The organism is Amycolatopsis sp. NPDC114503, assembly GCF_055633655.1.
In genome coordinates this window covers 437,317-457,362 of sequence record NZ_JBVKDT010000004.1, presented here as the reverse complement: position 1 = coordinate 457,362, position 20,046 = coordinate 437,317, and the positions used below count along the sequence as shown (strand labels likewise).

Sequence of the window (20,046 nt, the reverse complement as noted above, 5' to 3'; positions counted from 1 at the left end):
ATGTGACTATCGGTCCGCGCCCGTTACCGTGGAGGCATGGCTGGGTCGGCGACGAGAAAGCGGAGCACTGCGGGAAGCGGCGGGAAGGCACCGGCGCGTAGTTCGCGTACGCCGGCGAAGTCTCGGACGGCTGCCTCGAGCAGGTCGTCGAAAGGCGGTTCCACCAGGGCCAGGAGCAGCTCCCGGCCCCGGACGTCTCCTGCGCGGCGTCCGGCCGGCCGCAAGAACTCCGGGGCGTTCGGGCGGGGCGTGCGCAGCACCTGGAACCTCGCCGCCAAGGGGATCGGCTCGCTCGCCCGGACCGTAGGGCGCACGCGGGAGCTCGAAGCGGAACACCGTCGCGACGGGCTTGCTCTCGGGCTGATCGCGCTGGCCATCGTCGCCGCGGTCGGTGTCTGGTGGCGGGCCGCCGGGCCGATCGGGGCGGGGGTCGAGGTCGCCACCCGGACGGTGCTCGGCGCGGGGGCGGTGACGCTTCCGCTGGTGCTGCTCGTGGTCGCGGTCGCGTTGATGCGGTCCGAGCCGCAGCCGGAAACCCGGCCGCGGATGGTCATCGGCACGGTGCTGGTCGTGTTGTCCGTGCTCGGGATGCTGCACATCTTCACCGCGCTCCCGGACACCAACGACGGCCGGATGTACGCGGGCGGCATTCTCGGCGCGTTTTCCGGCGGGCTGCTGACCAAGGGCGTCACCACGTGGGTCGCGGTGCCGCTGCTGATCCTCGCGCTCTTGTTCGGCGTGCTCGTGTTCACCGGCACGCCGGTCCGCGACATCCCGCACCGGCTGCGCACCTGGGGTCTCGACGAGCAGGAGCTGGCCGAGTACGAGGCCGGCCAGCGCGACGAGCACGACACCGAAGAACCCGAACCCGAGGTCGACCCGAAGTCCGTCCGGCTGCGGAAGCCGTCGCGGCGGCGCCAGGCGAGCGCCGACAAGGACGGCGAGCAGCTCGACATCGACGCCGCGCTCGCCGAGCCGGCCACGCCGATCCGGCCGCCGAAGCCGGTCGCGCCGCCTGCCGAGGTGCCGGAGAAGAAGCCGAAGAAGGCGCCGGAACCCGCGCTGTCGGTCACCCGCACCGTCGAGGGCGACTACGCGCTCCCGCCGCCGGACCTGCTGAAGCTCGGCGACGCGCCGAAGTCCCGCAGCAAGGCCAACGACCAGATGATCGAGGCGATCACCGGCGTCCTCGACCAGTTCAGCATCGACGCACAGGTCACCGGCTTCACCCGCGGCCCGACGGTCACCCGGTACGAGGTCGAGCTCGGCCCGGGCGTGAAGGTCGAGAAGATCACCGCGCTGACCAAGAACATCGCCTACGCGGTGGCCACCGACAACGTCCGCCTCCTCGCGCCGATCCCGGGCAAGTCCGCGGTCGGCATCGAGGTGCCCAACTCCGACCGCGAGATGGTGCGCCTCGGCGACGTGCTGCGCGCGCCGACCACGGTCAAGGACAACCACCCGATGCTGATCGGGCTCGGCAAGGACATCGAGGGCGAGTTCGTCACCGCGAACCTCACGAAGATGCCGCACTTGCTGGTCGCCGGTTCCACCGGTTCCGGCAAGTCGAGCTTCGTGAACTCGATGCTGGTGTCCCTGCTGGCCCGCTCGACGCCCGCGGAATGCCGGATGATCCTGATCGACCCGAAGATGGTCGAGCTGACGCCGTACGAGGGCATCCCGCACCTGATCACGCCCATCATCACGCAGCCGAAGAAGGCCGCCGCCGCGCTGGCCTGGCTCGTCGAGGAGATGGAGCAGCGCTACCAGGACATGCAGGCCAACCGGGTCCGCCACATCGACGACTTCAACGCCAAGGTCCGCTCCGGCGACATCACCGCGCCGCCGGGCAGCGAACGCGAGTACCAGCCGTACCCGTACATCATGGCGATCGTCGACGAGCTGGCCGACCTGATGATGACCGCCCCGCGCGACGTCGAGGACGCGATCGTCCGGATCACCCAGAAGGCCCGCGCCGCGGGCATCCACCTGGTGCTCGCGACGCAGCGGCCGTCGGTCGACGTCGTCACCGGCCTGATCAAGACGAACGTCCCCTCGCGGCTCGCGTTCGCCACGTCGTCGCTCACCGACTCGCGGGTCATCCTCGACCAGCCGGGCGCGGAGAAGCTGATCGGCATGGGCGACGCGCTCTACCTGCCGATGGGCGCCGGGAAACCGGTCCGCATCCAGGGCGCGTTCGTCGGCGACGAAGAAATCGCCGCGGTCGTCAACTTCGCCAAGGAACAGGCGCAGCCGGACTACAACGAGGGCGTCACCAGCGCCAAGGCCGGCGAGAAGAAGGAAATCGACCCGGACATCGGCGACGACCTCGACGTCCTGCTGCAGGCCGCCGAGCTGATCGTCACGTCGCAGTTCGGCTCCACCTCGATGCTGCAGCGCAAGCTCCGCGTCGGGTTCGCCAAGGCCGGACGGCTGATGGACCTGCTGGAAAGCCGCGGCGTGGTCGGCCCGTCGGAGGGTTCGAAGGCCCGCGACGTGCTCATCAAGCCGGAAGAGCTGGAGTCGGTGCTGTTCATGATCCGCGGCGGTTCCGACGCGGGCGGGGCGCCCGCCGGCGGCGAGGACGAAGACTTCTGAGCCGCGCGTGCAACCCGGCGGCGGGCCGGTCTCGTCCCCTCAGCATGGACCTCAAGAAGCTCGCACTGGGTATCGGGACGGCCGCCGCGCTGGCCGGGTGTGCGGGCGGCACGGTCGCCGTCGCGCAGACACCGTCGCGACCGCCTGCCGCTGACGTGGGCGGGAACGTGGCGCTCACGCCCGGCCAGGAGGTACAGGTCTCCGGCCGGGACCTGACTGTGCGTTATCGCCAGCTGGTCTCGGATTCGCGCTGCAAACCGGGCAGGCAGTGCTTCGTGGCGGGGGAGGCGGTCGTGGCGCTGGTCCTGACCGAGCCGGGGCGCGGCGAGCACACGTCCGTGCAGCTGCACACCGGCCGCCAAGGCCCGGACGCGACGACCTTCGCGGGCACGACGGTGAAGCTCGCGGCCGTGGACGGGTCGGGGGGCCGGATCCTCGTCCGGTTCTCGTGAGCGCTCAGAACTCGAGCAGCATCCGCGAGTTCCCCAGCGTGTTCGGCTTGACGTAGGGCAGGTCGAGAAACTCCGCGACGCCCGGGTCGAGCGAGCGCCGCATCTGTTCGTACACCTCGTGCGACACCGGGGCGCCGTCGATCTCGACGAACCCGTGCCCGGAGAAGAACGACGTCTCGAACGTCAGCACGAACAGCCGCTTCAGCCCCAGCTCGCGGGCCTCTTCGACGAGCCTGCCGACCAGCGCGCGCCCGATCCCGCGGCCGCGCGCCGCTTTGTCGACGACCACGGTGCGCAGTTCGCCGATGTCCTCCCACAGCACGTGCAGCGCGGCCGCTCCTAGCACGTCGGCGTCGTTCCCGGAGCCGTTCTCGTCGGTCGCGACCCAGAACTCCTGCACCGCCTCGTACAGCGTGACCAGATCCTTCTCGAGGAGCACGCGGCCGGCGTCGGAGTCGACGAGGGCCTTGATCTTGCGGACGTCGGCGATCCGCGCGCGGCGGACGGACGGAGGACGGGAATCGGGCACCAGGTCAAGATAACTACCGCGAGCACCGGGTGCGCCGAGCGGCTCCATCGGGGGACCCCGGATGCGTGACGGCGGGCGTCGTCACGTATAGCTAGTGAGCGCACATGACCAGTAGTCGGCGGCCGTCGGCCGGCTACCGGCCCTCGGGAGGAACCTGCATGTCCGGCAGTACCGTGGTGGCCCCGGAACGACCAGGCAACCCTCCCGCCGGGCCGAGCGCGCAAGCCCGGTTCCGGCCCGAGCTGCAGGGCGTGCGGGCGCTGGCGTCGGTGCTGGTCGTGGTCTACCACGTGTGGTTCGACCGGATCTCCGGCGGCGTCGACGTGTTCTTCCTCGTCTCCGGGTTCCTGATCACCGGCCAGCTCTACCGGGCGCTGCTGCGCGGCCGGATCGAACTGCGCGCCACCTGGGGCCGGATGATCAAGCGGCTCTTCCCGGCCGCGATGACCGTGCTGCTGACCGTCGTGGTCGTGTCGCAGCTGCTGCTGCCCCAGGACCGCTGGTTCCAGACCATCCGCGAGGTCGTCGCGTCGGCGCTGTTCTACGAGAACTGGCAGCTCGCGGCCGATTCGGTGGACTACTTCGCCCAGCACAACAGCGCGAGCCTCGTGCAGCACTTCTGGTCGCTGTCCATCCAGGGCCAGTTCTACCTGGTGTGGCCGCTGCTGTTCGTCGGGCTCGGCCTGCTCGTGCGCCGCCTCGGCTGGTCGCTGCGCGCCACGGTGAACCTGCTGCTGATCGTCCTGTTCGCGGCCTCGCTGGCGTACTCGGTCTACCTCACCGCGGCCGACCAGCCGCTGGCCTATTTCCACGGCCTCACCCGCGTATGGGAATTCGCGCTCGGCGGCCTGATGGCGATGTTCCTCGACCAGGTCACGCTGCCGCGGCCGCTGCGCATCGTGCTCGGCTGGGTCGGCGTCGCCGGTCTGGTGCTGTGCGGCGTCCTGCTCGAGGTCGACAGCGTGTTCCCCGGCTGGATCGCGCTGTGGCCGACCGTCTCGGCCGGTCTGGTGCTGGTGGCCGGGCAGACCGGCAGCGTGCTCGGCGCGGACCGCTGGCTCAGCTCGAAATTCCTCGGCTACGTCGGCAATCTCAGCTTCTCGCTGTACCTGTGGCACTGGCCGGTGCTGGTCTTCTACCTGATCATCCGCGACCGGGCGGCGGTCGGCCTGCTCGGCGGCACGTTCGTCGTCGGGGTGTCGTTCCTGCTCTCGATCCTGACCTACCACCTGATCGAGAACCCGATCCGGCTGTCGAAGATCGGCACCGCGAAACACTGGGGCGCCTACCGGTTCGGCGTGCTCGCGCTGGCCCCGGTGCTCGTCGCGAGCGGCGTCTGGCAGGGCGTGAGCAGCGCGCGGGCGAACTACGAGATCGCCATCGGCGACCCGGACCACCCGGGCGCGGTCGCGCACGCGCAGGGCTTCGTCTACCGCGGTTCGCCGTCGCCGTCGATCGTGCCGCCGACGGTGAAGCTCGCCGACGACTGGGCCCGCATTTCGCCGGACCAGTGCTCGAAGTCGCCGCGCAACAAGGAGCTGGAGATCTGCACGGAGGGCCCGGAAGGGCCGCCGGCCAAGCGGATCGTGCTCGTCGGCGACTCGCACATCCAGCAGTACCTCGCCGCCTTCCGGCCCGCGGTCGTCTCCGACGGCTGGCAGGTCACGACGATGCTGAAGGGCGCGTGCCCGTACTCGTCGGGCTCCGAGCTGATGCCGGGCGACAAGAACTGCATCGACTGGAACAAGGCCGCCACCGACGAACTGCTCGACACCCGCCCGGACGCGGTCGTCATGCTCGGCACGGTGAATGCCAAACCGGGGCCGAACGAGTCGACGCCGAAGGGCTTCGTCGACGTCTGGTCGGAGTTGAACGACGCGAACATCCCGGTCGTGGCCGTGCGCGACAACCCGCGCTACGCGTTCAACATGGCCAGCTGCGTCGCGCAGAAGAGCCCGACCGACGCGTCCTGCTCGGTGCCGCGGCCCGCCGCGGTAGCCCCGGCGCCGTCGTGGGAGCGGGTCGAAGACATCCCGGACAACGTCACGTTCCTGGACTTCACCGACTACTACTGCGACCAGAAACGCTGCCGCGCGGTCGTCGGGAACGTGCTCGTCTACATGGACGACAACCATCCGTCCGCGACCTTCAACACGACACTCGCGCCGATCGCGGTCAAACAGCTCAAACACGCCCTGCAGTGGTGACCGCGCGCAAGGAGAGAACGGACGACTTCGGCGACTAGCCGTCGCGGAGCGTCCCGGGTTGGGCACAATGGGGCGGCGGCGGGCTTGCCGCACGGGCACCTGAGGGGGAGCTGGTTTTTTTGACGCGCGCAGGGTGGGACGCATTCCAGGCCGCACAGTCCGAGGCGGCGGCGGGCCGGACGGCCGCGCTGACCGGCCCGGACGGCGTCGGATGGCTGCTCGTCCCCGGCCAGGCGTGGCAGCGGCGGCTGCCGGACGGGAACTGGCAGTACACGCAGCCGCCCGCGGACCCCGGCTACCGCGGCGCCGCCCGGCGCGTGCCGCCGCCGGGCACTCCCGCCCCCGGCGTGCCCGCCCCGGGCGGATACGGCGCGCCGCAGCAGTACCCGGGCGGTCAGCAGGGCTACCCGGGCGGCGGCCCCCGGCCGCCGTATCCCGGCCCGCAGAGCAACCCCGGCGGATTCCCCGGACCGCAAGGCAACCCTGGCGGTTACGCGGGACCGCCCGCGCCGCAAGGCAATCCCGGCGGTTACCCCGGCCCGCAGGGCAGCCCCGGCGGCTATCCAGGCCCGCAGGGCAACCCGGGCGGATACGCCGGACCGCCCGCGCCGCAAGGGAATCCCGGCGGCTACAACGGCCCGCCCTCGCCTCCGCAGGGCTACCGCCCGCCGCAGCCCGGGTTCCCGCCCGCGCCGCAGGGCGGCCCGTGGTCCGGCCAAGTCCCGGCGCAGCCGCCGCCCGCCGCACCCGCGCCTTCGGGGCCGCTGCCGGTCGCCGCGGCGCCGGCCCCCGCGAGCGCCCCGGCGCCGAATCCCGTCCAGCCGCAGATCCGCGTGGAGAGCCTGGGCCAGACCGGGATGTTCGTCTCCGGGACCGAGTCGATGGCCGAGTTCGTCGCGCGCGCCACCCGGGTCGTCGCGTGGGCGGACGCCACCCGGCACGGCACCGCGAACGGCCCCGGCGAACCCCCGCCGCCCGAACCGGAACGGCCGGGTTCGGACGGCTCCGGCAACAACGTGCTCGGCGACATGGCGCGGCACAGCCGGTCGGTCACGCTCGACCTGCTGGCCGCGGGCAACCGGATGTGGCAGCGCAAGGAGCAGTCCCGCTACGAAAAGGCGTACGAGGAATGGCAAACCGCCTACGCCGAGTGGGAGAAGCGCGAAGCGGCCAGGATGACGGCGGGCACCAAGCAGCCGAATCCGTTCATCCTGCTGGTGGGGGAGGCGAACACCGGCCAGCGCCGGTTCACGCGGGCGCTGAAGGCGTCGCTGACCGAGGCCGAGGTCGGGTTCGACACCGCCGAGTTCTTCGACTGCGCCGCCCTGCTCGCCGAGTACGCCGACGACCCGGTCGAGCGTTCGGTGCCCGCGACGATCAACGACATCGAGAACGGCGGCTCCGCGCTGCTGCTCGCCGAGCGCGTCGACGCCCTCTTCGAGAAGGACGTCGCCGCCACCGTCCGCATGCTGCGCAACTACGCGCGCGACCAGGACAGCTGCCGCTTGATCATCCTGGACGGCACCGAGAAGGTGCTCGAACAGCTCAGCACCGAGGCCCCTGACCTGGTGCAGACCATGCTGCAGTACCGGCTGCCCCGGTTCGACCGGCCCGCCGAAGCCGCCGCGCTGCTCGACGTCCTCGCCCGGGAACGCTCGTTCGGCCTGCCGGGCGACGTGCGCGACCGCCTCGCCGCGCTGGCGAAGGAACCCAGCGCCCGCACGGTCGAGGCCTTGCTGGACGCGGCTTCGCGGCAGGCGATCAGCCGCGGCGCGATGCCGGGCAGCCGGATCGAGATCGGCCACCCGGACATCGAACCGCTCGTGGCCGCGGCGGGACAGCGCGGCGGATCCTCGATCGAGGAACTGCTCGCCGAGCTGGACGGGATGATCGGCCTCGCCGCGGTCAAGGAGCGGGTCCGCTCGCTGACGTCGGAGATGACGATCGACGCGCGGCGCCGGGAAGCGGGCATGAAGGTCGCCGTGCGCAGCCGGCACCTGCTGCTGACCGGAAATCCGGGCACGGCGAAGACGACCGTCGCCCGGCTGCTCGGCAAGATCTACCAGGCGCTCGGCGCGCTGCCCAAGGGCCACGTCGTCGAGGTGACCCGCACCGACCTGGTCGGCGAGTTCGTGGGCCAGACCTCGCTGAAGACCCGCGCGGCGGTCCAGCGGGCCGTCGGCGGGGTGCTGTTCCTCGACGAGGCGTACAACCTCGTGAACGACAAGGACGACGACTTCGGCCGGGAAGCGGTCGCGGAGCTGTTGGTGCAGATGGAAAACCATCGCGAGGACCTGGTGGTCTTCGCGGCCGGTTATCCCAAGGAGATGGACGCCTTCCTGGAGTCCAACTCCGGCCTGCGCTCGCGGTTCGCCGGCACGATCGAATTCCCGGACTACTCCAACGACGAGCTGGCGCAGATCTTCCGCGCGATGGCGAAGGGCCAGGGCTACGAGCTGTCCGCGGACCTGCTCGCGGCGCTGCCGGAAGCGGTGCGGCGGATCCCGCGCGGCCGTGGCTTCGCGAACGGCCGGTCCGCGCGCGTGCTGCTGGAAGCGGCGATCGGCAAGCAGTCGACCCGGTTGACCACCGACGGCGGCGCGGACCTCGTCACGCTCGTCGCCGCCGACCTGCCCCAGCCCGGCGAGTCCGGCGTGGGTGCGGTGGACGACTCCGGTCCGAGGCGCAGTCTCCCCGAACTGCTGGCCGAGCTGGACGCGATGATCGGGCTCAATTCGGTGAAGCAGCGCGTGCGGTCCATGGTGGACGAGATGGCGGTCGACGCTCGGCGCCGCGACGCGGGCATGAAGGTCGCCGTCCGCAGCCGCCACCTGCTCTTCACCGGCAACCCGGGCACGGCGAAGACGACGGTGTCGCGGCTGGTCGGGCAGATTTACCGCGAGCTGGGCGTGCTTCCCTCCGGTCACCTGGTCGAAGTCGGCCGCGGCGATCTCGTCGCCGAGTTCACCGGCCAGACCGCGCCGAAGACCCGCGAGGTGTGCGAACGGGCCGCGGGCGGCGTGCTGTTCATCGACGAGGCGTACAACCTCGTGCGCGACGACAACGACGACTACGGCAAGGAAGCCGTCACCGAACTGCTGGTGCAGATGGAAAACCATCGCGAGGACCTGGTGGTCTTCGTCGCGGGCTATCCCAAGCAGATGGACGAGTTCCTCGAGTCCAACCCCGGGCTGCGGTCGCGGTTCTCCGGCCGGATCGAGTTCCCGGACTACTCCAACGACGAACTCGCCGGGATCTTCACGGTGATGGCGAAGAGCCAGGGCTACGAACTGTCCGCCGATCTCGCCGCCGCGCTGCCCGAGGCGATCCGCCGCATCCCGCGCGGCCGGGGGTTCGCGAACGGCCGGTCCGCGCGCGGCCTGCTGGAAGCCGCGATCAGCGGGCAGTCCAGCCGCCTGGCCGCCGCGCCGGACACGCCGTCGGACCAGCTGGCCGTCCTGGTGGCCGCGGACCTTCCGGGCGAAGCCGGGGTCGCGGTCAGCGACGACGCCGGACCGCGCCGGGGACTGGACGACCTGCTGGCCGAACTCGACGGGATGATCGGCCTGGACGAGGTGAAGTCGCAGGTCCGCGCGCTGGTCGCGGAAACGCGGCTGGACGCGCGCCGCCGCAAGGCCGGGCTGCCGGTCGGGGCGCGCAGCAGGCACCTGGTGTTCACCGGCAACCCGGGCACGGCGAAGACGACCGTCGCGCGCCTGATGGGGCAGCTGTACCGCGAGCTGGGCGTGCTGCCGTCCGGGCACCTCGTCGAGGTCGCGCGGCCGGACCTGGTGGGCGAGTACATCGGCCAGACCGCGCCGAAGACCCGCGAGGTCTGCGAGCGGGCGATCGGCGGGCTGCTGTTCGTCGACGAGGCCTACACGCTGGTGCAAGGCGCCGGGACGGGCAGCGATTTCGGATCCGAGGCGATCGCCGAACTGCTGGTGCAGATGGAGAACCATCGCGAGGACCTGATCGTGATCGCCGCGGGCTACCCGGCGGACATGGACCGCTTCCTCGACGCCAACGCTGGCCTCCGGTCCCGTTTCGGCGCCACCGTGCACTTCGCCGACTACGACAACGCGCAGCTGGCCGCGATTTTCACGGCCATGGCGGGGAAACAGGGCTACCGCCTCGACGCCGGGCTCGCCGAAGCGCTGCCCGGATTCATGGCCGGGCTCGACCGCGGCACCGGTTTCGCGAACGGCCGCTCGGCCCGTGGCCTGCTCGAACGCGCGATCCGGGCGCAGGCGATGCGGCTGGCCGGCCCGGACGTCGACCTGGAGGCGCTGGACGACGCGGAGCTGACCCTGCTGACGGTTCCGGACGTGTCCGCGGCGGAGTGACCCGCTCGGAGACTGATTCCGGTCCCGGCAACACCCCGCACCCCATGGCACCGCGTCGAGCCCCAGGCATGGGCGGAGCGACCCGGCCGGAGGAGACCGCGTCACCGCACTGGGCGACGCCGTCGCGGGGCGGTCCGAATGCGACGGCTACCCTGAGCGTCGTGCCTTCTCCAGCCGCTGATTCCGCTCGCGCCCGCCGTGTCTCCCTCGTGACCTTGGGCTGCGCCCGCAACGAGGTCGATTCCGAGGAGCTGGCGGGCCGGCTGGCCGCGGGCGGCTGGGAGCTGGCCGCCGAACCGGAGGACTCCGACGTCGTCGTGGTCAACACGTGCGGCTTCGTCGAATCGGCCAAGAAGGATTCGGTCGACACGCTGCTCGCCGCGGCCGACACCGGACGCAAGGTCGTCGCGGTCGGCTGCATGGCCGAGCGCTACGGCAACGAACTCGCCGACAGCCTGCCCGAGGCCGACGCGGTGCTCGGCTTCGACCACTACGCCGACCTGTCTTCGCGGCTGGACGACGTGGTCGCCGGCCGCGCGATCGCCGCGCACACCCCGTCCGACCGCCGCAAGCTGCTGCCGATCAGCCCGGTGCAGCGGCCCGCCGCGACGGCCGAGGTCGAGGTGCCCGGGCACGCGCAGCACGGCTGGGGCCCGCGCGTCCTGCGCACGCGGCTGGACGATTCCCCGGTCGCCGCGCTGAAGATCGCCTCCGGCTGCGACCGGCGCTGCTCGTTCTGCGCGATCCCGTCGTTCCGCGGGTCGTTCGTGTCCCGCCAGCCCGACGAGATCGTCGCCGAGGCGGCCTGGCTCGCCGAGAACGGCGCGAAGGAACTGTTCCTCGTCAGCGAGAACTCCACGTCGTACGGCAAGGACTTCGGCCGCGACGGCACCCGCGCGCTCGAGCTGCTGCTGCCGCGCCTGGCGGAGATCGACGGCATCGAGCGCGTCCGCGTGTCCTACCTGCAGCCCGCCGAAACGCGGCCGCAGCTGGTGCAGGCGATCGCGACCACGCCGGGCGTCGCGGACTACTTCGACCTGTCCTTCCAGCACTCCAGCGAGCAGGTGCTGCGCCGGATGCGCCGGTTCGGCTCCACCGATTCCTTCCTCGCGCTCACCGAGCAGATCCGCGAGCACTCGCCCGAGGCGGGCATCCGCACCAACGTGATCGTCGGCTTCCCCGGCGAGACCGAAGACGACCTCGCCGAGCTGGAGCGGTTCCTGACCGGGGCCCGGCTCGACGCGGTCGGCGTGTTCGGCTACTCCGACGAGGACGGCACCGAGGCGGAGACCTTCGACGGCAAGCTCGACCCGGCCGTGGTCGCCGAGCGCGTCGCGCGCATCTCGGCGCTGGTCGAGGAGCTGACCGCGCAGCGCGCCGAGGACCGGATCGGCACCTTCGTGGACGTCCTGGTCGAGCACGACGGCACGGACGGCGACGACGCGGTCGGCCGCGCCGCGCACCAGGCCCCCGAGGTGGACGGGGAATGCGTCATCCTCGAAGACGAAGACACCAAGCCGCTCGCGGTGGGCGACATCGTCCGCTGCGAGGTCGTCGACTCCGCCGGCGTCGACCTGGTCGTCCGCCCGGCGCCGGACGCCGGCCGGTGAGTGCCGCGCCCAGCGGGGCGGGCGAGGGCGTGCCCCGCGCCGCTTCCGAGGGCGGGGCCCAGGTGCCCGAAGCCACCCCGGTCCCGACGCTGAACCTGGCGAACCTGCTCACCATCTCGCGGCTCGTGCTGGTCCCGCTGTTCGTCGTGGCGCTGTTCACCGGCCACGGCGAGGACACGACGTGGCGCGCGATCGCCACCGGGCTGTTCGCGATCGCGTCCGCCACCGACCAGGTCGACGGCTGGGTCGCCCGCCGCTACGGGCTCATCACCGACTTCGGCAAGATCGCCGACCCGATCGCGGACAAGGCGCTCATCGGCGCAGCGCTGATCGGGCTCAGCGCGCTGGGGGAGCTGTCCTGGTGGGTCACCATCGTGATCGCGGTGCGCGAGATCGGCGTGACGCTGCTGCGGTTCTGGGTGATCCGGCACGGCGTCATCCCGGCCAGCCGCGGCGGCAAGGCGAAGACCATGGCGCAGATCCTCGCGATCGTGACCTACCTGCTGCCGCTCCCGGCCGGAGCGGACCCGGTGCGCTGGGCGCTGATGGGGATCGCGGTGGCGCTGACGGTGGTCACCGGCGTCGACTACCTGGTCCGCGCGATCCGGCTGCGCGCCGCCGGCCGGCGCGCGATGGGATCTTGATGACCGAGGCTCGCGAACTTGTCGCGACCCTCACCCGCCGGGGGGAAACCGTGGCGGCCGCGGAGTCGCTCACGGCCGGTCTCGTCTGCGCCACGCTCGCCGAGGTGCCGGGAGCGAGCGCGGTGCTGCGCGGCGGTCTGGTGGTGTACGCCACAGAGCTGAAGGCCGCGCTCGCCGGCGTCGACGAACAGTTGCTGGCCGAGCACGGAGCGGTGCACCCCGAGGTCGCCGCGCAGCTGGCCAGGGGCGCGCGGGAGCGCTGCGGGGCGACCTGGGGGCTCGGCCTGACCGGTGTCGCGGGGCCGGATCCGCAGGACGGAGTCGCCCCGGGAACGGTGTACCTCGGGCTCAGCGGACCGGGCGTGACCACGGTGCGTGAACTGGCCGAGTCCGGTGACCGGGACACGATTCGGACCGCGTCGGTGCGCGCCGCGTTCGTGCTGCTCGGGGAACAACTAGACTGAAAACGGCGTTCGCCCTTGGCGTACGTACGTGTCAAGTCCTGCACTCGGGGTACCGCTCTGGGTAACGTAGGAGGCACCAGTTCGGGAAGGGAGGCGCGTGATGACCGTGCTGTTGCGCGAGGCGATCGGTGATCGGCTCCGTCATGCCCGCACCAACCAGCGTCGGACGCTGCGTGACATCTCCCGCGCCGCCCGGGTGAGCCTCGGTTATCTGTCCGAGGTCGAGCGCGGCCAGAAGGAAGCTTCCAGCGAGCTGCTGGCGTCGATTTGCGAGGCGCTGGAGCTGCCGCTGGGCGAGCTGCTGCACAAGGTCGCCGCGGACGTTTCGGCTCTCGACAAGGTCGAGGTCGCGCCGGTGGAAGAGGTGGAGACCGCGCCGAGCCAGACGGTGCCCGACCGCGGCGAGGCCGGCTTCGAAGGCGGCCGCCTGGTGTCGGAGCTGATCGGCGACGACCTCTCCGACCTGCGGCTTCAGCCCGCTCCGCGGATGAACACGACGTTGCGGACCACGATCGGCGCGCCGAAGCTGGCGTCCACGATCGCGGCGTAACGCCTGCGCTGTTTCGCTGCACGGCCCCGGGGCTCTCCCCGGGGCCGTCGGCGTGCGCGGGGTTCCCCTTCCGGGCGGGTCCTGACCGCCGGTCAGGGCTGACCCTGAATTCCCCCGGGGTCGCCTGGAACGGCGGAGGCCGACCTGACACGATGGAACCCAACGCCGGGGTCGGTACGTTGTGCGACTAGGGGAGCGACGCCCCGCCCCGAAGCAATCAGGGCCCGTGGGACGCAAGAAGGCAGGCGGAGGAGATGGCCAACCCGTTCGTGAAGTTCTGGAAGTACATGATGGCGGCGTTCTCGTCGAAGATCGACGAGCATGCCGACCCGAAGGTACAGATCCAGCAGGCCATCGAGGAGGCGCAGCGCAACCACCAGGCGCTGACGCAGCAGGCCGCCTCCGTGATCGGCAACCAGCGTCAGCTGGAGATGAAGCTCAACCGCCAGCTCGGCGAGGTCGAGAAGCTGCAGGCGTCGACGCGCCAGGCGCTCGTGCTGGCCGACGAGGCCCGCGGCAAGGGCGACGAGGCGAAGGCGACCCAGTTCGAGACCGCGGCGGAGAGCTTCGCCGCGCAGCTGGTCACCGCAGAGCAGAGCATCGAAGACCTCAAGACGCTGCACGACCAGTCGCTGCAGGCGGCCACGCAGGCCAAGCAGGCCGTCGAGCGCAACGCGACGATGCTGCAGCAGAAGCTGGCCGAGCGCACCAAGCTGCTCTCGCAGCTGGAGCAGGCGAAGATGCAGGAGCAGGTCTCCGCCTCGCTGAACCAGATGAGCCAGCTGGCCGCGCCGGGCAACACGCCGTCGCTGGAAGAGGTCCGGGACAAGATCGAGAAGCGCTACACCACCGCGCTGGGCTCGGCGGAGCTGGCGCAGAACTCGGTGCAGGGCCGCATGATGGAGGTCCAGGAGTCGGCCACCCAGATGGCGGGCCACTCGCGGCTGGAGCAGATCCGCGCCTCGATGCGCGGCGACTCGGTCGCCCAGGTCACCGACGGCGGCGCGTCCGCGGGCGCCGGCGCGGGCGCGGCTGCGGCCAAGCCGGCCGCCGCCTCGGGCGACATCCAGCGGGAGATCCAGGCCCGCGTGCAGGCGGAACAGGGCAAGAACCCGGCCTGACCGGCCGGGCACGAGCGGCGCAGGGGGCGACGGGATGACCAAGAGGCGGGACTTCAGCGAGTTCAACGCCAAGCTCGAGAAGCACATCGAGCGGTTGCCCGACTACGCCCAGCGCGCTCAGGAAAAACTGCAGCGGTACTTCCCGCCGGCCGACGAGGCCGGCGGGAAGCCGCAGCAGAGCGGCCGGACCCCGCGCGGTCCGGTCTCGCCGCCGGTGCCGCGCCGCCCGTCGAGTGCGGCCGGGTCCGCGGCGTCCGCGGCATTTTCCACGGTTGCCGGGCAGGTGCCCGCGGTCGCCGAGGTCCGGGCCAAATGGCAGCGCTGGAACGAACCGAGCGCGAAGCACCAGCGCCGGATCCGCCGCACCTCGCGCGTGCTCACTTTGTGGGTGCTGGTCACGATCCTGCTCGGAATCCTCACCGTGCTCACCGCTACCGGCCTGCTCGGTGGAGCGGTGGCCGGCCCGGAGATCGGGCAGGCGGTGTTCTCCGGTTTCGCGACGCTGGTGTTCGGGACGTTCAGCGTCCGCACCGGGATGCGGTTGCGAGAGCTGAAGAAGGTCGAACTTCCCGCCGCGTCCAGCGGCCCGCCGCCGCTGCCCGCCGCCGGTTCGGCCGCGCGCGAGCCGATGGAGCGGTTGGCCGAGTCCGAGGCTTCGCTGCGGGAACTCTTGAAGCAGCTGTCGGTGCCGACTTCTCTGGGCACCACCGCGGTTCCGGAGGTCTCGGTCGCCGATGCCCGCGCGACGGCCGACGAGGCCGCCCGTGCGCTGCGCGGCCTGGCCGACCGGATCCAGGCGATCGAGCGGGGCCGCAATTCCGCGCCGGAACGCGAACGGTCGGCGTTGCACGCCGCGGTGGCGAAACTGCGCGAACAGCTCGACGACGGGATCGAAGGCTACGGCGGCCTGGTCGCCGCGGCCGGTCGGGCGGTGGCAGCGAGCAGCGACGGGATGGTCACGTCGCGGGAGGCGCTGACCGACGCGACGGACCGGCTCGCCGGGTTGGCGCTGGCCCTGAAAGACCTCAGCTGACCTGCCCGGTCCGGCCCCTTTGCGGGGTCGCACGGCGCGGTAATCCGCCGCGAAACGCCCGATCCTGGGGTGAATGTGGTCCGGGCGCGCTGCTTCGCGCCGGCTCCGGGAATCGCCGCGGCCGGGCGGAACGCCGTCCTGATGGCCGAGTTTGGGATTCCGGTCGGCGCAACGGGACAGTTCGGCCGCGACGGTGCGTGAGTTTCCCCCGCATACCGCAACAATCGCGTAATCCGATCCTGCTGGTGACGGAAACGTCTGCGGTTTAACGTTTTTCCCATGAGGTCGGTGTTGGCATCTGCCAGGCCCGGCGTCACGGGCTGAGGTTCGCGGCGCCGGACGTACACAGTGGACTCCTCCGATCCCGCCGAGGAAAGGACGCCCTCGTGACTACGCTCCCGCCGGAACCTGATCCTGTTCCCGTCCCTCCGCCCAGCTCGCACGAGCGGGTCCGCACCGCGTTCGAGCGGCTGGCGAAAGCCGACCGCCCCGGACTCTGGGCCTCGGTGCGCACCATGGAGGAAGTGCTCGTCGAAGCGAAAACCGTCGACGAACGCGTCCACGCGGGCGAAGACCTCCCGCTGGCCGGAACCGTCTGCGCCGCGGACGCCGACGGCCCGCCCGCGCTCGCCCGCCTGACCGACGCCGGCGCGGTGGTGCTCGGAACCACCGTCGCAGACCCGGAAAACGCGGCGGTCGGTCTCGAGATCGTCGACCTGGCACTGAATTCGTCCTCGCGAGAGATCGCCGCCCCGCCCGGGGTGCTCACCCTCAAGCCGACGCCCGGGCTGATCCCGGGGCCGACCGTCTCGGTGTCCGCGCACCGCCTCACGACCGCCCAGCGGGCCGTCGCGGCGATGCGCGGCACGGACTCGACGGTCCGCGAGTGGCCCGCCGACGTTCGCCTTGCCGCCGGACAGCACCCGCGCCTCGGCATTCCCGCCGAAGCCAGTCTCCCGCTGCCCGCGAGGAGGGCGTTCGACGTCGCCGCTGCCTCTCTGGAGGCTTCCGGTGCTGTCTTGGTCCCAGTGGACGTCAGCGCGCTTTACGGGGCCGGAGACGCGCTTGGAGCCCGCTCGCTGCTCGCGGATCTGGATGCGGTGCTGCTGCCGACCGTCGGCGTCCTGGACGCGACGCTGAACGCACTGGACCTCGCCGCGGCGACCGTGCCGGGGGATCGGCGGCCGTACGGGATCACTGTGGTGACGCGGGCGTTCGAGGACCAGATCGGCATCGACCTGGCTTCGGTGCTGACTGGCGAGCAGTCGCCGGACCCGTACCCGAGCGAGAGCGTCGACGTCGTCGTGTTCGGCGCGCATTTGTGCGGACAGCCGCTGCATGACGAGCTGCACGGGGCGCGGTTCGGCGGTCTGGTCCGGACTGCGGAGCGCTACCGCCTGGTGCTGCTGGACGGTGTCACCCCGCCCCAGCCCGGAGTGGTCTCCGGCTCGGCCGGTGTGGACGGCGAGCGCTGGCGGCTGTCTCCGGCGGCGTTCGACCGTTTCGCGGAGGGCTTGGCGGCGCCGTTCGTGGTGGGCCGGGTGGAGCTGGAGGACGGGAGTTCACCGCTTGCGGTGCTGTGCGAACCCGCGGCCGCGGCAGGCGGGGAAGGGTTGGACCGGTATGCGTCTTGGCGGGGGTATTTGAGGTTCGTCAGCACTGGCGGGCCGCGGTTCCCTGGCTGAGGCGGAGGGGCCTGACTACGCGTTCGGGCTCGGGCCCTGGCATTTGAGGCGGAGGGGCTTGGGTGCGCACGTCGGGCTCGGGCCCTGGCACCTGAGGCGGGGGCCTGAGTGCGCGCGTTCGGGCTCGGGCCCCGGCACTGCCCTGCTCGGCTTGATGAGGAGCGGGCCCGGCTTGATGAGGAGCGGGCCCGGCTTGATGAGGAGCGGGCCCGGCTTGGCGAGGAGCGGGCCCGGCTTGTGCCGCCAGCGGTCGGCTGGGCCGGGGCCGAGCGATCGAAGCCGCGCCACTCTGGTCCTGCCGAGCGGTCGTTCGCCGGTGGTTTGCGCGCCGGAACCCAGACGTCGCGGCTGGGCAGTTTCGGCGGTCGAACTCGGGCCCGACCGTTACCGGGCGGCGATCCCCCGGCCGACGCGGCGGACCAGACCGGGCCCGTGCAGGGCGAAGCCGGTGTAGAGCTGGACGAGGCTGGCGCCGGCGTCGAGCATGCGGCGGGCGTCGTCCGGGCCGAGGATGCCGCCGACGCCGATGATCGGCAGCTTGCCTTCGGTCTTTTCGTGGACGAAGCGCACGACTTCGGCCGCGCGTTCGGTCAGCGGGCGGCCGGAGAGGCCGCCGGTTTCGGAGGCGAGCGCGGCTTCGGCGGGGGCGATGCCGGCGCGGGAGAGGGTCGTGTTGGTCGCGATGATTCCGGCTACGCCGTGGTCCAGGCAGACTTCGAGGAGTTCGGCGAGGGCGTCGTCGGTGAGGTCGGGGGCGACTTTCACCAGCAGCGGCGTGTTGCCGCCGAGTTCGCCGCCGGTCTTGCGGAGTTCGGCGAGCAGTTCGGCGAGTGCGGATTTGTCTTGCAACGCACGGAGGCCGGGGGTGTTCGGGGAGCTGACGTTGATCGCGAAGTAGTCGGCGAAGGGGTGCAGGGCGCGGAGGGAGTAGCGGTAGTCCTCGACGGCCTCGTCCAGCGGCGTCACCTTCGACTTGCCGATGCTGATTCCCAGCGGTACCGCGGGTTTTCCGTGTGCGGCCAGGCGGTCGGCCAGTGCTTGGGCTCCGTCGTTGTTGAAGCCCATGCGGTTGATGACCGCGTCGGTGGCCGGGAGGCTGAAGAGACGGGGTTTGGGGTTGCCCGGCTGGGGGTGGCGGGTGACGGTGCCTACTTCGACGAAGCCGAAGCCCAGGGACGGCCAGGCGTGGAGGGCTCGGCCGTTCTTGTCCATGCCCGCGGCCAGGCCGATGCGGTTGGGGAAGGTCAGGCCCAGGACTGTGGTGGGATCGTTCGTCCGGTAGGCCTTCGCGATGGGGCGGAGGGCGGTTCCGGCTCGGCTCAGGAGGGTGACCGTGCGTTCGTGGACTACCTCGGGGTCGTGGTAGGCGAGCCGGTACATCGCTGGGCGGACGATCCTGTCGAAGAGCACGGGGTCCATGCTGCCGTATGGGGGGTGGGGTTGCTGGGGTGGCTCGGGGTCTTGTGGCGGGGGTCGCGTTGCTGGGCGGCTCGTCGCCTGGGGGCGACGTTGCGCCCGGGTGCGTTGCGTGGGGCACCCCGAAGCTTGATTGTGCTGACGGTCTGGGGTTGCTTGTCAAGGCGGGAAAGATGCCTTGACAAGCAACCCCAGACCGCAGGGAGGCTTCGTATCGGGGTGCGGGGGAGGGGCTGGGTGCCTCGATAGTGGGGGGCGCGGGCTGCGGTTGGGCGGCTCGCTTGTTGGGTGCGGTGGGTGGTCTGTGAAGGGCTCCTTGAGGGAATGCCGGTCTGTGAGGGGAACTCTGAGGGAGCGGGCGTCTGTGAGGGGAACCCTGGGGGAATCAGAGTCCGTCAGGGTTCCCCTCACAGCGTCAACTGCTGCGGCGACCTCGCGCTAGCGATGTCTGTGAGGGGCTCCTTGAGGGAATCTAAGTCCTTCAAGGAGCCCTTCACGGCACGCGGGGGCTCTTCAAGGTCGTGGCCGCATCGGTGCCTGGGGACCGGCTTGAGCCAGGCCAGGTTTCAGCCAGGAGCCTGCCGAACCATCGGACTCCCGAACCCAGGCGACATCCGCGAAACTTGCTGGCCACCGCCATCCGGCGGTCAGTTCAGCCGGGCAGTGCTGGCTTTCCACTCGTCTTCGAGCATGGCGTAGACCAGTTCGTCGGTCCATGCGCCCTTGACGACCTCGTTTTCCCGCAGCCTTGCTTCCTGCCGCATGCCCAGGCGCTCCATCAACGCCGCCGACGCGGTGTTGCGGCCGTCGCAGCGGCCGATGATGCGGTGCAGTCCCAGGTCTTCGAAGCCGAGCCGCAGGACTTCGCGGGTTGCTTCCAGGGCCAGGCCTTTTCCGTGGTGGTCGGGGTGGAAGACGAAGCCGATCTCGCCTTGGCGGTGTTCGGCGCTGAGGTATTCGAGGTTGAGGTCGCCGATGAGCTGCCCGGTTTCGGCGAGTTCCACGGCGACGGCGAGGAACTGGCCTTCCTCCGACAGCGTCGCGCTGTGGACTCGCTTCGCCAGCGCGGCGGCGGATTCCGCGCGGCTGCGAGGTCCCCAGTACAGGTAGCGGACGACGTCCGCGCGGGACTGGAACGAGTTCAGGGCATCGAGATCGTCGTTCCTGAAGGGGCGGAGGAGCAGGCGTTCGGTGCTGATCGGATAGTCCGGCCTGAGCATCCCCCAAGCCTAGCGACTTCTGCCGTTCCGCAGGAACCGCCGCGGTGATCGCGGAGAGGGAACATCGCGCGGGGGGACCGAAAAGCGGACATGGAAATTCCCGGGGCGCCTCCTGGACGCCGTCAGCGTCCAGGCTCGAGCCGGACCGGTGCTCGAGAACCCCGGGAACCC

14 protein-coding genes are annotated in these 20,046 nt (G+C 71.2%); 11 read left to right on the top strand and 3 right to left on the bottom strand.

Annotation, left to right across the window (positions count from 1 at the left end):
• The first annotated feature begins 36 nt into the window (after positions 1 to 36).
• Positions 37 to 2,598, top strand: a complete 2,562-nt coding sequence (locus tag ACZ7OI_RS19235) for a DNA translocase FtsK (protein ID WP_470265550.1) — start codon at positions 37 to 39, stop codon at positions 2,596 to 2,598.
• Between the two features lie 44 nt (positions 2,599 to 2,642).
• Positions 2,643 to 3,050: a hypothetical protein gene (locus tag ACZ7OI_RS19230; RefSeq protein ID WP_470265549.1), complete on the top strand. Its 408-nt coding sequence runs from the start codon at positions 2,643 to 2,645 to the stop codon at positions 3,048 to 3,050.
• A gap of 4 nt (positions 3,051 to 3,054) precedes the next feature.
• Here ACZ7OI_RS19230 and ACZ7OI_RS19225 read toward each other — a convergent pair whose 3' ends face one another.
• The gene (locus ACZ7OI_RS19225; protein ID WP_470265548.1) at positions 3,055 to 3,627 is read right to left on the bottom strand and encodes an amino-acid N-acetyltransferase; all 573 of its coding nucleotides are present in this window, start codon (positions 3,625 to 3,627) and stop codon (positions 3,055 to 3,057) included.
• 110 nt (positions 3,628 to 3,737) lie between these two features.
• On the opposite strand from ACZ7OI_RS19225, the gene ACZ7OI_RS19220 reads away from it, so the two are divergent.
• The 9 genes from ACZ7OI_RS19220 to ACZ7OI_RS19180 all read left to right on the top strand — a co-directional run bounded on the left by ACZ7OI_RS19220 (position 3,738) and on the right by ACZ7OI_RS19180 (position 17,239).
• The gene (locus ACZ7OI_RS19220) at positions 3,738 to 5,786 is read left to right on the top strand and encodes an acyltransferase family protein (RefSeq protein WP_470265547.1); all 2,049 of its coding nucleotides are present in this window, start codon (positions 3,738 to 3,740) and stop codon (positions 5,784 to 5,786) included.
• A gap of 119 nt (positions 5,787 to 5,905) precedes the next feature.
• A complete protein-coding gene (locus ACZ7OI_RS19215) occupies positions 5,906 to 10,132 on the top strand; it encodes an AAA family ATPase (RefSeq protein WP_470265546.1) in 4,227 nt (1,408 codons plus the stop codon).
• Between the two features lie 161 nt (positions 10,133 to 10,293).
• Positions 10,294 to 11,742 carry a 30S ribosomal protein S12 methylthiotransferase RimO gene (gene rimO, locus ACZ7OI_RS19210; RefSeq protein WP_470265545.1) on the top strand — a complete coding sequence of 483 codons (1,449 nt, stop codon included), beginning with the start codon at positions 10,294 to 10,296 and terminating at the stop codon, positions 11,740 to 11,742.
• Positions 11,739 to 12,386, top strand: coding sequence for a CDP-diacylglycerol--glycerol-3-phosphate 3-phosphatidyltransferase (gene pgsA, locus ACZ7OI_RS19205; RefSeq protein WP_470265544.1), 648 nt, complete (start codon positions 11,739 to 11,741; stop codon positions 12,384 to 12,386). The genes rimO and pgsA overlap by 4 nt, the downstream gene beginning before the upstream one ends.
• A complete protein-coding gene (locus ACZ7OI_RS19200; RefSeq protein WP_470265543.1) occupies positions 12,386 to 12,850 on the top strand; it encodes a CinA family protein in 465 nt (154 codons plus the stop codon). The genes pgsA and ACZ7OI_RS19200 overlap by 1 nt, the downstream gene beginning before the upstream one ends.
• Before the next feature lie 100 nt (positions 12,851 to 12,950).
• On the top strand, positions 12,951 to 13,400 hold the full coding sequence (locus ACZ7OI_RS19195; RefSeq protein WP_162834710.1) for a helix-turn-helix domain-containing protein: 450 nt from the start codon (positions 12,951 to 12,953) through the stop codon (positions 13,398 to 13,400).
• Positions 13,401 to 13,654: 254 nt separating this feature from the next.
• Complete coding sequence (locus ACZ7OI_RS19190; protein ID WP_470265542.1) at positions 13,655 to 14,521, top strand: PspA/IM30 family protein; 867 nt, start codon at positions 13,655 to 13,657, stop codon at positions 14,519 to 14,521.
• Between the two features lie 34 nt (positions 14,522 to 14,555).
• Positions 14,556 to 15,554 (top strand): phage shock envelope stress response protein PspM, encoded by a 999-nt coding sequence (pspM, locus tag ACZ7OI_RS19185; RefSeq protein ID WP_470265541.1) that lies wholly within the window; start codon positions 14,556 to 14,558, stop codon positions 15,552 to 15,554.
• A 386-nt stretch (positions 15,555 to 15,940) separates the two neighbouring features.
• A complete protein-coding gene (locus ACZ7OI_RS19180) occupies positions 15,941 to 17,239 on the top strand; it encodes an allophanate hydrolase-related protein (protein ID WP_470265540.1) in 1,299 nt (432 codons plus the stop codon).
• Between the two features lie 384 nt (positions 17,240 to 17,623).
• Here the strand turns inward: ACZ7OI_RS19180 and ACZ7OI_RS19175 are convergent, their stop codons facing one another.
• Positions 17,624 to 18,649, bottom strand: coding sequence for a quinone-dependent dihydroorotate dehydrogenase (locus ACZ7OI_RS19175; protein WP_470265539.1), 1,026 nt, complete (start codon positions 18,647 to 18,649; stop codon positions 17,624 to 17,626).
• Positions 18,650 to 19,302: 653 nt separating this feature from the next.
• A complete protein-coding gene (locus ACZ7OI_RS19170) occupies positions 19,303 to 19,875 on the bottom strand; it encodes a GNAT family N-acetyltransferase (RefSeq protein WP_470265538.1) in 573 nt (190 codons plus the stop codon).
• Positions 19,876 to 20,046: the final 171 nt, after the last annotated feature.

Bases quoted from the DNA above. Each gene is read 5' to 3' on its own strand.
- ACZ7OI_RS19220 (WP_470265547.1), top strand. From the start codon at position 3,738: ATGTCCGGCAGTACCGTGGTGGCCCCGGAACGACCAGGCAACCCTCCC.
- ACZ7OI_RS19200 (WP_470265543.1), top strand. From the start codon at position 12,386: ATGACCGAGGCTCGCGAACTTGTCGCGACCCTCACCCGCCGGGGGGAA.
- ACZ7OI_RS19225 (WP_470265548.1), bottom strand. From the start codon at position 3,627: ATGGAGCCGCTCGGCGCACCCGGTGCTCGCGGTAGTTATCTTGACCTG.
- ACZ7OI_RS19230 (WP_470265549.1), top strand. From the start codon at position 2,643: ATGGACCTCAAGAAGCTCGCACTGGGTATCGGGACGGCCGCCGCGCTG.
- ACZ7OI_RS19190 (WP_470265542.1), top strand. From the start codon at position 13,655: ATGGCCAACCCGTTCGTGAAGTTCTGGAAGTACATGATGGCGGCGTTC.
- pspM (WP_470265541.1), top strand. From the start codon at position 14,556: ATGACCAAGAGGCGGGACTTCAGCGAGTTCAACGCCAAGCTCGAGAAG.
- ACZ7OI_RS19170 (WP_470265538.1), bottom strand. From the start codon at position 19,875: ATGCTCAGGCCGGACTATCCGATCAGCACCGAACGCCTGCTCCTCCGC.
- ACZ7OI_RS19235 (WP_470265550.1), top strand. From the start codon at position 37: ATGGCTGGGTCGGCGACGAGAAAGCGGAGCACTGCGGGAAGCGGCGGG.
- ACZ7OI_RS19195 (WP_162834710.1), top strand. From the start codon at position 12,951: ATGACCGTGCTGTTGCGCGAGGCGATCGGTGATCGGCTCCGTCATGCC.